Below are 11940 nucleotides of genomic sequence, written 5' to 3' on the forward strand. Positions count from 1 at the left end.
GAGCGCCGCTGCGCTCGCGATCGTCGCTAGGCTCACCGTCGAGCCGACGGACAAATCGAAGCCATCGACGATGAGCGAAAACGTAATGCCGATTGCCACGAGCGTCACGATCGAAATGGACCGCAAAATGTCACTGAAGTTTTCATACGTAAAAAATCGGTCTTGCGTGATGCCGAAGTAGGCGATAACGGCAAGAATGGCCAGCAAGGTGCCGTGTTTATACAACCATTCAAGAATGGACGGCGCCGTTTTTTTCGACGGCGTTGTGGAAACGGCTGGCTGGCTCATGGATCTCACCTCCGCTGCAATAGTAAACAAGCTGTTCATACGTCAATTCAGCGGCCGGCAGGCGAGCGAGCAGCCGGCCGTCGACCATCACGTAGATGGTGTCGCAAATGTCAAGCAGCTCTTGAAATTCGCTGGAAAAGTACAGCACCGTTTTTCCTTCATCGGCAAGGGAGCGAATGATGGAAAACACCTCTTGCTTCGCATGGACGTCGATCCCTTTGGTCGGTTCGTCAAACAAAAAGACGCGTGCGTTTGTGTTGAGCCATTTGCCGATGACGACTTTTTGTTGATTGCCGCCGCTCAAGTGGCGAACGACGGTGGTGCTTGACGGCGGATGAACACCTAGCGAGCGGACGAGCCCGTCGGCTTCAGCCGCTTCTTTCGCCCAGCTGATCCATTGCCAGCGCGACAGGCGGGAAAGAAGGCGGACGGTCAAGTTCGTTTTCACTGATTCGGGCAAAAACAACCCTTGTTTGCGCCGTTCTTCCGGGATGAGGCAAAGGCCGGCGTCGATGGCTTCATAAGGCGATGAGAACACATAGCGTCTGCCATCAATTTCCCACTCGCCGGATGTGTTCCGGTGGGCGATGAGGCTTTCGGCAAGCTCCGTCTTGCCGGCGCCGACGAGGCCAGCGATGCCGACGATTTCGCCGCGGTGGGCGTATAGGTCGACTGTTGTCCCGGTTTTGTCGATCAAAATTCCGCGGGCGGCAAACGCGATGTCGCTTCTGTATGTGCGTGCTTGTTTCGCGGCGGCGGTCCGCTTCGTTCCAGTCATATGAAGGACGATGTCCTCAAGCGGCAGGCTGCGGGCGCCTCCGTGATAGACGACGCGGCCGTCGCGCAAAATCGTCAGCCGGTCAGCGATCTCCTGAACTTCTTTCAGTTTATGAGAGATGTAAATAAAGCCGACGCCTTGCTGCTTCAGTTCATCGATGATGGCAAACAGACGCCTTGTTTCCGCCTCGCTTAAGGCGGCCGTCGGTTCGTCTAGGATGATATAGCGCGCGTTGGATGACAGCACTTTGGCGAGCACAATCAGCTGCTTTTCATGGAGCGAGCAGTCGCGAACCAATTTCGTCGGCGGCAACGACAGGCCGACGCGGCGAAGCAGGGCGGCGGCCCGCTCTTTTTCTTGACGCAGCGAGCGAATCGGCCGTTGCTTCACATGGACGAACTCGTCCGCCGCTACATTTTCGTAAATCGGCAAGCCGGGAAAGAGCGCTGTGTCAACTTCTTGAACGACGAGGCCGATGCCGGCTTGTTTTGCTTCGCGCGGCGATGAAAACGTGTATATCGTACCGTCGATCGTGATCGTACCAGCGTCAGGCGGAATGGCGCCGGCCAAAATGTTCATGAGCGTGCTTTTGCCGGCGCCGTTCATGCCTAAAAGGGCGTGGACTTCGCCAGGACGAACGTCGAAGTCCACGCCGTCGAGCACGCGCACGGCGCCAAACGATTTTTCCATGCCCCGCATTGACAACCCGTTCATTTTTTGTTCACCTGGGCTTCCAACGTTTTCATCCACGGCGAGATGGCGACATTGGATTGCCCCCAGCCCGGGATGTATTGCGAAAGCTCATTCATCGACACTTGTTTGTCCGGAAGATCGGACCGTTTCACTAAATGCGGCTCAAGCGAGTAAATGTTCGGCGTTTTTTCTCCAGCGATTTTTTGATACGCGAACCGCACTTGGACGCGGCCGACTTCGGCTGGGTCGGTCGCCGTTGTCGCCACCCATGGGCTGTTTGGTTTTTGGATCATTTGCAAGTCTTCATCGCTCAAATCGATGCCATACACTTTAATTTCCGTGCGCCCAGCTTGCTCGATGGCGCGCGTCGCCCCTTTGGCGAACTCGTCCCAAGTTGCGAAGACAGCGTCAATGTCGCCTTTGTTCGGGTATTTTTTCAAAATCGCTTCCATTTGCGTTTGTGTGTCCAAAGCTGTGTTGGCGCTCGCCGTGCCAAACTTGGCAATTTCTTTAATGTTCGGATAGCGTTTTTTGAACGCGTCATAAATGACATGGCGGCGTTCCATCGGGGTAAAGCCGCCGACCCAAATCGTGACGATGTTGCCTTCCCCGTTTAAGTCTTCTGCGAGCGTTTTTAATGTTTTCCAGGCGAGGCTGTAGTCGTCTTGGTCGATGACGGTGACGCCGGGAATGTTCAAATCGTTGTCAAACGCCACAACTGGAATGCCTTTGGCGACGGCTTTTTTCACCGGGCCTTCGAGCGCATCGGCGCGGCCGTGGTCAAGCAAAATGGCGTCCACATTTTGTGTAATGGCCGTCTCAACGTACGATGCCATTTTGGTTAAATCGTTGTCGGCGTTGTAAATTTGCACCTCGCCGCCGAATTTTTGCACTTGTTCTTTGACGCCGGCGATGTATTGCGATGAGAACGTGCCGATGGACAGTTGCATAATGGCGGCGATCTTCACCGGTTTTTTCAGCTTCTCCGGGATGGCCGCCTGTTCGCTGCTCGATGCGGTTTGGCTGTTGGATGAGACGGTGTCGCCTTGGATGGCCGTTTGCTTCGTTTCGTTGGCCGGCTTAGAGCTACGGCGTCTTGCTCGTTCGTGCAGCCGGCCAAGACGGAGAACACGGCAAAGAAAAGAAGAGAAAGGAACGATAAGGCCTTAAATCGTTTCATGCTGCTCCTCCTTTGTGAATAATGATGGCAGCGTTGCGTTGTAATTGCCGCGAATGATGCCTTTTTCGGTAATGATCGCGGTAATGAGTTCGTTTGGCGTTACGTCAAACGCCGGATTGTATACGTTGACGCCTTCCGGGGCGATGCGCACGCCGGCGATGTGGGTCACTTCATCCGGATGGCGCTCTTCGATCGGGATGTCCGCACCTGTTTTCGTCGTCAAATCGATCGTGGACAACGGCGCAGCGACGTAAAACGGAATGTCAAACGACTTCGCGAGCAAGGCCAGGCCGAACGTGCCGATTTTGTTCGCCGTATCGCCGTTTTGCGCGATCCGGTCGGCGCCGACGATGATGGCGCCAATGCCTTTCGCCTTGATCGCTTGCGCTGCCATGTTGTCGGTGATGAGCGTCACATCAACGCCCGCTTGCATCAGTTCCCAAGCGGTCAGGCGCGCCCCTTGCAACACCGGCCGCGTCTCGAGAGCGTAAACGGATAGTTCAATTCCTTTTTCTTTCGCCAAATAAAACGGGGCGAGCGCCGTTCCGTAGCGGGCGGTGGCGATCGAGCCGGCGTTGCAAATCGTCATCACCCGCTCGCCGGGCCTGAAGAGCGACAAGGCATGCTCGCCAATGCGGCGGCACACATCCTCGTCTTCTACTTGAATGCGAATCGCTTCGTGGACGAGCGTCGTTTTGGCCTCGTTGACGGAAAGGGCGTCGGCCGCAGCGGTGACGAGCCGATCGAGCGCCCAAAACAAGTTGACGGCAGTCGGCCGGGCACTGGCTAGGTAGTCACGATCTCGTTTCAAGCGACGGCGGAATTCATCGAGCGATTCGGTGTCGTAGCGTAAAGCGGCAAGCGCCAGGCCATAGGCGGCGGTGATGCCGATCGCCGGCGCGCCGCGCACTTTCAGCGTGGCAATCGCCTCATAGACGTCTTCCAGAGTGTGCAAGTCGATATATTCGATGATGGATGGAAGCTTTTGCTGGTTTAAAATCGTCACATGCGTCTCGCGCCATTCAACGGAGCGTGGGATGGCAAAGGTGCTCATCGCCATCTTCCTTTCTCTTTTTTTTGGTTTGTCCGGGTCAGCGCCGCGCAGCTTGCGTCGAGACCCGGACGATTGTATGGCATTATTGTTCCGTTTCGGCAAACAGGCGGCGGAAGTCTTCCGTTCCGGTGAACACGCGGCGCTCAATGATCAAGCGGCGGCCGAGACGGAGGGCATGCCGTTTGGCAACAAGCCGTTCATCTTTGTGCTCGATGCCGTCAAGGTCCGCCACATGGGCGAGGCCGATCGTCCGGCGGATGACTTCGCAGCCGGCAAAGCCGACGGCGTCGATGAACGCGTGCCGGAGCACGTCCTCGAGCAAGCCCGGCGTCGCGGCGTACGTTTCCACGCTCTCGGTGCGCCAAAGGTTTGAGAACACGGACGCAAAGACGTCCCATGTCCGGTCGATGTGGTCAAAGAGCGGTTGGCGCTCTAATTCAGAGCGGGACAACGCATTTAACAGCAAATTGGCGAAAAATTGGCCAAGGTCAAACCCGATCGGACCGTAAAAGGCGAATTCTGGGTCGATCACTTTCGTTTCGTCGGCGCTTACGAAAATGCTGCCGGTATGCAAATCGCCATGCAAGAGCACATCGGCTTCGGTTAAAAACTTGCGCTTCAGCTTTGCTGCTTCTAGGTGGAGTCGGTCATCGCGCCAAAGCGCTTCAACGTCTGGGCGCAATTCGTCTTCAAAGTTGTTCGTTTCGTGGTCAAAAAACGGGTCGGTGAAGACGAGGTCTTCGGTAATTTTGCACAGTTCCGGATTGACGAAGCTTTGCGCCAATTTCTTTTTCTCTTGCTGGTTCATGCCGAAGTCAGACGTATAAAATGCCGTTTTGGCGACAAACTCGCCGATATGCTGGGACAAAAGCGGATACGTTTTCCCTTCGATCAGCCCTTTGCGGGCGATTTGCAAACGGGATAAGTCTTCCATCACCGTAATGGCGAGCGATTCGTCAGAATAGTAGACTTTCGGCACGTATTGCGGCACGTAGCTCGCAAACGTGCGCAGCGCGTTGCTTTCAATGACAGCGCGCTTTAACGTGAGCGGCCAGCTTTCGCCGACCACTTTGGCGTACGGCAACGCTTGTTTGATGATGACGCCTTGTTTCGTTTCTTGATCGACGATATGAAAAACAAGGTTCAAGTTCCCGTCGCCGATCTCGCGGCAGGCAAGCGGCGCTCCGTCGCGGAATAGGCCGAGGCGGACAGCGAGAGATACCGCCTTCGGTTCGGTCAGCGGTTCGTAAACCGATGTTTGAACAGTGGTCATTTCCTTGTTCCCCCTTTTTTCATTTCGCTCGTTTTCAAATGCCGGTTCTGACGCGGCGCTGAAATCTCGGCGTTTCCGGCAAATGAAAAAGCCTCTTTCGCATACGGAAAGAGGCTTGAAGATTCATTCGTTCTTCGCGCCTCTTATCTTTCAGAAAGACATCGGTCTTTCTGTTGGACTTAGCACCGTGCCCTGCGGAAGCATGACGCTTCCGGCGCCGCCCTTGGCGTGCGCCCTATCTCACGATAGTATTACGGTCGGTTGCTGGGCTTCATTGGGCCAATTCCCTCAGCCAACTCTTGATAAGAGTACCGATTTCTCGTATTCAGTTTTTGCAATTTTCACGATGTTGTCAATCGTTTGGTTGTTTGATTCGAATGATACATGGTCGATCAATCGATTGTCAATACGTTTTGAAAAAATTTTTTGCCGCTTCGTAGTCGTGCGGCCGGCGGTCGGCAAACACCGGGATGCGTGCGCGGACGTCCGCAACGAGTGCGGGATCGATGTCGGCCGAGAGAATGCCCGGCTTCTCGTCCGCCTCGGCGATCACTTCGCCCCATGGGTCGATGACGAGCGAATGGCCGGCAAAGACGTTGTTCGGGTCGCGGCCAGCCCGGTTGCAGGCGACGACGTAGCATTGGTTTTCAATCGCCCGCGCCATCAAGAGCGTCCGCCAATGGTGCAGGCGGGGAAGCGGCCATTCGGCGACGACAAACAGCACTTCCGCTCCGGCCAACGCATGGGCGCGAATCCACTCCGGAAAGCGGATGTCATAGCAAATGACCCCGGCGCATGCAAGCCCGTCGAGCGAAAACAAGCCTAAGCTGCTTCCCGGCTGCAAATACAAATGTTCATCCATTAATTGGAACAGATGGAGTTTGCTGTATTCGCCGACGATTTGGCCATGGCGGTCGGCCACGATCATCGTGTTTGTCACGCCGGCGGCTGTTTTTTTGGCGACCGAACCAGCGACGAAATGGACGCCGTACGTTTGCGCCAATCGGGAAGCGAGCGCCTTCGCCCGTTCGGCGCCTTCGTCGGCAATTTCATCCAGGCGCGTCAAATCGTAGCCGGTCGTCCATAACTCTGGCAGCACGATGATGTCAGCGCCGTCTTTGGCAGCGGATTCCACGGCCTGTTCGGCTTGCTGTTCGTTTTTTGCTGGATCGCCAAATGCAATGTCAAGCTGCAGGCAGGCGATGCGGATCGTCATGAGCGTTCACCTCGGAAAAAAATTTTTCTTTACATTTTGCTTTTAACGATATATGATGTTGCACTAGAATTTCAAGAATTTTTGAGAAGGTGTGGACGATGACGATCGAATTTCCCTTTTCCGAACTGCTTGAACAGCTGCCGAAGCAGTTTTTCGCCTCGCTCGTGGCGAAAGTCGGTGCGAAGATCAAGGCGGGTTATGATGTGATCAACTTAGGGCAGGGCAATCCGGATCAGCCGACGCCGGCGCACATTGTCGAAGCGATGCAGAAGGCAGCCGCGAACCCAAAATACCATAAATATTCGCCGTTTCAAGGCTACTCGTTTTTGAAAGAAGCCGTAGCGGCGTTTTACGCGCGCGAGTACGGGGTGACGATCGACCCGGCCCGCGAGGTCGCCATCTTGTTCGGCGGCAAAGCCGGGCTTGTCGAGCTGCCGCTTTGCCTCGTCAACCCGGGCGATGTGGTGCTTGTCCCGGACCCGGGCTATCCGGACTATTGGTCGGGGATCGCGCTTGCCCGCGCGCGGATGGAGATGATGCCGCTTTCTTCGGAAAACGGATTCTTACCGGATTACGAAGCCATTCCGGAGTCGGTCGCCGACCGAGCGAAGCTCATGTTTTTAAACTATCCGAACAATCCGACCGGTGCGACGGCGACAAAGGAATTTTTCGCGGAGACGGTGGCGTTTGCCGCCAAGCACGGCATTGCCGTCGTGCACGATTTCGCTTATGGGGCGATCGGCTTTGACGGCCGGAAACCGGTCAGCTTCCTGGAAGCCGATGGGGCGAAAGACGTCGGCGTCGAAATTTATACGTTTTCGAAAACATACAATATGGCCGGCTGGCGTGTGGCGTTTGCCGTCGGCAACGAGCGGATCATTCGGGCGCTTGAGCTTTTGCAGGATCATTTGTATGTCAGCTTGTTCGGCGCCATCCAAGAAGCGGCCGCCGCGGCGCTCCTTGGTCCGCAAGATTGTGTCACGGAGTTGGTCGCATTGTATGAGGCGCGCCGCAATGCGTTCATCGCTGCGCTCTGCGAGATCGGTTGGGAAGCGCCGGCGCCATATGGGTCGTTTTTCGCCTGGCTTCCGCTGCCAAAAGGCATATCATCCGCTGAGTTTGCCGACATGCTGCTTGAGCGGGCGCATGTCGCCGTCGCCCCAGGCATCGGGTTCGGCGAGCACGGCGAAGGGTATGTGCGCGTCGGCCTCTTGACCGATGAAGCGCGGCTTCGCGAAGCAGCGGAGCGGATCGGCCGCCTTGGATTGTTCGAAAAAAATTTTTGAAAAATGATTGACAACGCCAATCGGCGATGTCATAATTCAAAGTAAATTTGCCAATTGTTTGACAAGTGCATAAACGAGCAGGCTTTCTTATCAAGAGCAGGCGGAGGGACGAGCCCAATGAAGCCCGGCAACCGGCTTGGCGCGCGCCAAGCACGGTGCTAATTCTTGCAGCGGAAACGCTGAGAGATAAGAAGAGCGCCATGGATGAGTGACGCCTCTTCTTATGAAGAGGCGTTTTTATTTCGAGATTGAGAGGGATGAACGATGAGTGCAGTGATGGCAACGTATTTGCTTCATGATGAAACAGACATTCGGAAAAAGGCGGAAGGGATCGCGCTCGGCTTGACAGTCGGCACATGGACCGACTTGCCGGCGTTGGAGCAGGAGCAGCTTCGCAAACATAAAGGGGAAGTCGTCGCTATTGAAGAGCTTGGCGAAAGCGAGCGGGTAAACGCCTATTTCGGCAAGCGGCTGAAGCGGGCGATCGTCAAAATCGCCTACCCGACAGTCAACTTCAGCGCCGATTTGCCGGCATTGTTGGTCACGACGTTCGGCAAGCTGTCGCTCGACGGTGAAGTGCGGCTGCTTGATTTAGAGTTTCCGGATGAATGGAAGCGACAGTTTCCTGGGCCGCGCTTTGGCATCGACGGCATTCGCGACCGAGTCGGGGTGCATAACCGCCCACTGTTGATGAGCATTTTTAAAGGCATGATCGGCCGCGATTTGGCGTACTTGACGTCGGAATTGAAAAAACAGGCGCTCGGCGGCGTTGACCTGGTCAAAGACGATGAAATTTTGTTTGACAGCGAACTTCTTCCGTTTGAAAAGCGGATCACCGAGGGCAAGGCGGCGCTTCAGGAAGTGTACGAACAAACAGGCAAGCGGACGTTGTATGCCGTCAACTTGACCGGCAAAACGTTTGCGTTAAAGGACAAAGCGAAACGAGCCGCCGAGCTTGGCGCTGATGTGCTGTTGTTTAACGTCTTCGCTTATGGGCTTGACGTGTTGCAGGCGTTGCGCGAGGATGAGGAGATTGCGGTGCCGATTATGGCTCACCCGGCGTTCAGCGGCGCTGTTACGCCGTCGGAGTTTTATGGGGTGGCTCCTTCGCTTTGGCTTGGAAAGCTTTTGCGGCTCGCCGGCGCCGACTTTGTCCTGTTCCCGTCGCCGTACGGCAGCGTCGCCTTGGAGCGCGAGCAGGCGCTTGGCATCGCCCGGGCGCTGACCGATGAACAAGAGCCGTTTGCCCGGGCGTTTCCAGTGCCATCGGCCGGCATCCATCCGGGCTTGGTGCCGCTCCTTGTCCGCGATTTTGGCCTTGACAGCGTCGTCAACGCCGGCGGCGGCATCCACGGCCACCCGGACGGGGCGATCGGCGGCGGAAAGGCGTTTCGCGCCGCCATCGACGCAGCGCTGGTCGGCCGTCCGCTTCGTGAAGCGGCGAAAGACAACGAGGCGCTGCAAAAGGCGATCGACCGCTGGGGCGCTATTGAGGTGGAAGCATGACGAAACAACTCGTTCTTTTTTGCGATTTTGACGGCACGATCACGGAAAACGACAACATCATCGCGATTATGAAACAGTTCGCCCCGCCGGAGTGGGAGACGCTAAAGGACGACATTCTCGCCCAGCGCATCTCCGTTCAGGAAGGCGTCGGAAAAATGTTTTCGCTTCTTCCGTCAGCGCTGAAAGGGGAGATTGTTGACTTTTTGCTTAGCACCGCCCGCTTGCGCGAAGGGTTCCGCGAGTTTGTCGCATGGACAAAAGAGCAAAGCATCCCGCTCTATATCGTGAGCGGCGGCATCGACTTTTTCGTCTATCCGCTGCTTGAAGGGCTCATTGAACCGGAGCGCATTTTTTGCAACGGCTCCGATTTCAGCGGTGAGACGATCCGCATCACATGGCCGCATGCATGTGACAGCCGGTGCCAAAACGGCTGCGGCTGCTGCAAGCCGTCGCTATTGCGCAGGCTTGCCCGCCCGGACGGGTATCACGTCGTCATCGGCGATTCGATCACCGACTTGGCGGTGGCCAGGCAAGCCGACTATGTGCTGGCGCGCGATTTTCTGCTTGAAAAATGTCAAGAGCTTGACCTGCCGCACGCGCCATTTGCGACGTTTTTTGACGTGATGGATGCGTTGCAGCGAATGGAGGTGATCGTATGAGCATTGTCGTGAAAAAGTGGAACGAGCTTGCGGAAGTGAAAGCCGAGCTCGCCGCCCGCGATTGGTTTTTCGCAACAAGCGGCAATTTGTCGATCAAAGTGACGGACGACCCGTTGACGTTTTTGGTGACAGCGAGCGGCAAGGATAAGCGGAAGCAAACGGATGAGGACTTCTTGCTCGTTGACGCTGCCGGCCGACCAGCGGAGAAAACACATTTAAAGCCATCAGCGGAGACGCTGCTGCATGTGGAAATTTACAGCCGCACAAACGCCGGTTGCGTCTTGCACGTTCATACCGTGGACAACAATTTGATTTCTGAACTGTATGCGCAAAACGGGGAAGCGGTCTTTTCCGGCCAGGAAATCATCAAGGCGTTCGGCATTTGGGAAGAAAATGCCGCCGTGCGCATCCCGATCATTGACAATTACGCCGACATTCCAACGCTCGCTCGGGAGTTTGCGAACTATATCCATGGCGACGCCGGCGCCGTGTTGATCCAAAACCATGGCATCACGGTCTGGGGGCGTACAGCGTTTGAAGCGAAAAAACATTTGGAGGCATGGGAGTTTTTGTTCCGCTGGCAGGTGAAGCGGCTGCTTTTGCAGCGGGCCGGCCTGCCGGTTGGCTAATCCATATACATTTTTCCAAAGGAGGATGTGAACAATGGCAGTCATCAAAGTGAGAAAAACGGGCCAAGTGATTGAAGGAGAAGACAATGTGCGCGCGTTTTTGAACAGTCAAGGGGTGTTGTATGAACATTGGGACATCACGAAACTGCCGGAGCATTTGCGCGATAAATATGTTCTGACAGATGAAGAAAAAAATGAAATTTTAGCGACGTTCAAAGACGAAATTGAAGATTTAGCGGCGCGCCGCGGCTACAAAACGTGGGATATCGTCGCTCTGTCCGACGCGACGCCGAACTTGGATGAGTTGCTGAAAAAATTTGAACAAGTGCACATCCATACGGAAGATGAAGTGCGCGCCATTACGGCCGGCCATGGCATTTTCATCATCAAAGGCGACAAAGAAACCGGCTATTTTGATGTAGAGCTTGAAGCCGGCGACGTCATTTCCGTGCCGGAAGGGAATCCGCATTACTTTACGCTCATGGATGACCGTCGGGTCGTTGCGGTGCGCTTGTTTATCGACCCGTCCGGCTGGGTCGCTCATCCATATGAAGAAAAAGAGGAAGCCGTCCAATAACAATGAACGCCCCGCTGCTTATATACAGGCAGCGGGGTTGTTTTCGTTAAAACGATTGTGTTAGAAAAATCATAAACAAAATGCCGACAATAAACGCGTACGTCGATGTCCGTTCATTTCCATCGCCATGGCTTTCGGGAATGAGCTCTTTGTAAATGATAAACAGCATCGCCCCGGCGGCAAACGCCAACCCGTATGGAACGAGGCCGCGGAAGAGAGAGGTTAAATAAAAGCCGAGCAAAGACGTCACAATTTCGACCGCGCCGGTTAACGTGGCAATGACAAACGCTTTAAAGCGGCCAATCTGCTGATTGACTAAAAACAAGGCGACCAAAAATCCTTCCGGCGCGTTTTGCAAGCCGATGGCCAATGCGATCAAATTGCCGATTTGCGAAGCGCCGTCTGAGGCGTAGCTCACCCCGACTGACAGCCCTTCGGGGAGATTGTGCATCGCAATGGCGGCGATGATGAGCATCGCCTTTTCGTCGAATTGCAAGCCGCTTTTCGTATGCTCCAAGTCGATATGGGGGACGGTCATCTCAAGCAACGTTAACACGAGCACCCCCGCCGCCAATCCGATGGCGAGCGCCTCAAAACCGCCGGACCGCAGGGCCTCGGGAATAAGACTTGTCATCGAGGCCGCCATCATAATGCCGGCTGAAAACGCGAGGAGCACATCGCGCCAGCGGTGGGTGAGCGATTTGGCCATAAACAAAATCGGCACAGCGCCAAGTCCGGTCGATAAGGCGGACAGCACACTGCCGGTCAATACCCCGTTCATCCAATTCCCCCTTCATCAGC

At 55.4% G+C, this 11940-nt stretch carries 10 protein-coding genes, 2 pseudogenes and 2 riboswitches; of the genes and pseudogenes, 5 read left to right on the forward strand and 7 right to left on the reverse strand.

What is annotated here, in order from left to right:
* The 6 genes and pseudogenes from VU18_RS19155 to VU18_RS04015 all read right to left on the reverse strand — a co-directional run.
* A pseudogene (locus tag VU18_RS19155) lies at nucleotides 1-288 on the reverse strand (ABC transporter permease); the annotation flags it as partial.
* Nucleotides 230-1780: a sugar ABC transporter ATP-binding protein gene (locus tag VU18_RS03995; RefSeq protein ID WP_011230448.1), complete on the reverse strand. Its 1551-nt coding sequence runs from the start codon at nucleotides 1778-1780 to the stop codon at nucleotides 230-232. The pseudogene VU18_RS19155 and the gene VU18_RS03995, both read right to left, overlap by 59 nt.
* Nucleotides 1777-2939: pseudogene (locus VU18_RS04000) on the reverse strand (sugar ABC transporter substrate-binding protein). The gene VU18_RS03995 and the pseudogene VU18_RS04000 overlap by 4 nt, the downstream one beginning before the upstream one ends.
* On the reverse strand, nucleotides 2926-3993 hold the full coding sequence (gene mtnA, locus VU18_RS04005) for an S-methyl-5-thioribose-1-phosphate isomerase (protein WP_011230450.1): 1068 nt from the start codon (nucleotides 3991-3993) through the stop codon (nucleotides 2926-2928). Before mtnA ends, VU18_RS04000 begins: the two are co-directional and overlap by 14 nt.
* 82 nt (nucleotides 3994-4075) lie before the next feature.
* A complete protein-coding gene (mtnK, locus tag VU18_RS04010) occupies nucleotides 4076-5266 on the reverse strand; it encodes an S-methyl-5-thioribose kinase (protein WP_014195267.1) in 1191 nt (396 codons plus the stop codon).
* 140 nt (nucleotides 5267-5406) lie between these two features.
* Nucleotides 5407-5575: riboswitch (SAM riboswitch) on the reverse strand.
* A gap of 94 nt (nucleotides 5576-5669) precedes the next feature.
* Nucleotides 5670-6482, reverse strand: coding sequence for a carbon-nitrogen family hydrolase (locus VU18_RS04015; RefSeq protein ID WP_014195268.1), 813 nt, complete (start codon nucleotides 6480-6482; stop codon nucleotides 5670-5672).
* Between the two features lie 98 nt (nucleotides 6483-6580).
* Between VU18_RS04015 and VU18_RS04020 the strand changes: the two genes are divergently transcribed.
* From VU18_RS04020 to VU18_RS04040, 5 genes are all read left to right on the forward strand, one after another.
* Nucleotides 6581-7768 (forward strand): pyridoxal phosphate-dependent aminotransferase, encoded by a 1188-nt coding sequence (locus VU18_RS04020; RefSeq protein ID WP_021321409.1) that lies wholly within the window; start codon nucleotides 6581-6583, stop codon nucleotides 7766-7768.
* Nucleotides 7769-7852: 84 nt separating this feature from the next.
* A riboswitch (SAM riboswitch) is annotated at nucleotides 7853-7961 on the forward strand.
* 71 nt (nucleotides 7962-8032) lie between these two features.
* Entirely contained in the window at nucleotides 8033-9274 is a 1242-nt protein-coding gene (gene mtnW, locus VU18_RS04025) for a 2,3-diketo-5-methylthiopentyl-1-phosphate enolase (RefSeq protein WP_031205662.1), read from the forward strand.
* Nucleotides 9271-9933, forward strand: a complete 663-nt coding sequence (gene mtnX, locus VU18_RS04030; RefSeq protein ID WP_021321407.1) for a 2-hydroxy-3-keto-5-methylthiopentenyl-1-phosphate phosphatase — start codon at nucleotides 9271-9273, stop codon at nucleotides 9931-9933. Before mtnW ends, mtnX begins: the two co-directional genes overlap by 4 nt.
* Nucleotides 9930-10562, forward strand: a complete 633-nt coding sequence (locus VU18_RS04035) for a methylthioribulose 1-phosphate dehydratase (RefSeq protein ID WP_047757692.1) — start codon at nucleotides 9930-9932, stop codon at nucleotides 10560-10562. Before mtnX ends, VU18_RS04035 begins: the two co-directional genes overlap by 4 nt.
* Before the next feature lie 34 nt (nucleotides 10563-10596).
* The gene (locus VU18_RS04040) at nucleotides 10597-11139 is read left to right on the forward strand and encodes an acireductone dioxygenase (protein ID WP_011230457.1); all 543 of its coding nucleotides are present in this window, start codon (nucleotides 10597-10599) and stop codon (nucleotides 11137-11139) included.
* A 46-nt stretch (nucleotides 11140-11185) separates the two neighbouring features.
* Here VU18_RS04040 and VU18_RS04045 read toward each other — a convergent pair whose 3' ends face one another.
* Nucleotides 11186-11920, reverse strand: a complete 735-nt coding sequence (locus VU18_RS04045; RefSeq protein WP_014195272.1) for a ZIP family metal transporter — start codon at nucleotides 11918-11920, stop codon at nucleotides 11186-11188.
* Between the last annotated feature and the right edge of the window lie 20 nt (nucleotides 11921-11940).

The organism is Geobacillus sp. ZGt-1 (assembly GCF_001026865.1).
GTDB classification, from domain to species: domain Bacteria; phylum Bacillota; class Bacilli; order Bacillales; family Anoxybacillaceae; genus Geobacillus; species Geobacillus thermoleovorans.

What these genes read in the sequence shown, in the direction of transcription:
- VU18_RS03995 (WP_011230448.1), bottom strand. Translation starts at nt 1,780, where the DNA reads ATGAACGGGTTGTCAATGCGGGGCATGGAAAAATCGTTTGGCGCCGTG.
- mtnA (WP_011230450.1), bottom strand. Translation starts at nt 3,993, where the DNA reads ATGAGCACCTTTGCCATCCCACGCTCCGTTGAATGGCGCGAGACGCAT.
- mtnK (WP_014195267.1), bottom strand. Translation starts at nt 5,266, where the DNA reads ATGACCACTGTTCAAACATCGGTTTACGAACCGCTGACCGAACCGAAG.
- VU18_RS04015 (WP_014195268.1), bottom strand. Translation starts at nt 6,482, where the DNA reads ATGACGATCCGCATCGCCTGCCTGCAGCTTGACATTGCATTTGGCGAT.
- VU18_RS04020 (WP_021321409.1), top strand. Translation starts at nt 6,581, where the DNA reads ATGACGATCGAATTTCCCTTTTCCGAACTGCTTGAACAGCTGCCGAAG.
- mtnW (WP_031205662.1), top strand. Translation starts at nt 8,033, where the DNA reads ATGAGTGCAGTGATGGCAACGTATTTGCTTCATGATGAAACAGACATT.
- mtnX (WP_021321407.1), top strand. Translation starts at nt 9,271, where the DNA reads ATGACGAAACAACTCGTTCTTTTTTGCGATTTTGACGGCACGATCACG.
- VU18_RS04035 (WP_047757692.1), top strand. Translation starts at nt 9,930, where the DNA reads ATGAGCATTGTCGTGAAAAAGTGGAACGAGCTTGCGGAAGTGAAAGCC.
- VU18_RS04040 (WP_011230457.1), top strand. Translation starts at nt 10,597, where the DNA reads ATGGCAGTCATCAAAGTGAGAAAAACGGGCCAAGTGATTGAAGGAGAA.
- VU18_RS04045 (WP_014195272.1), bottom strand. Translation starts at nt 11,920, where the DNA reads ATGAACGGGGTATTGACCGGCAGTGTGCTGTCCGCCTTATCGACCGGA.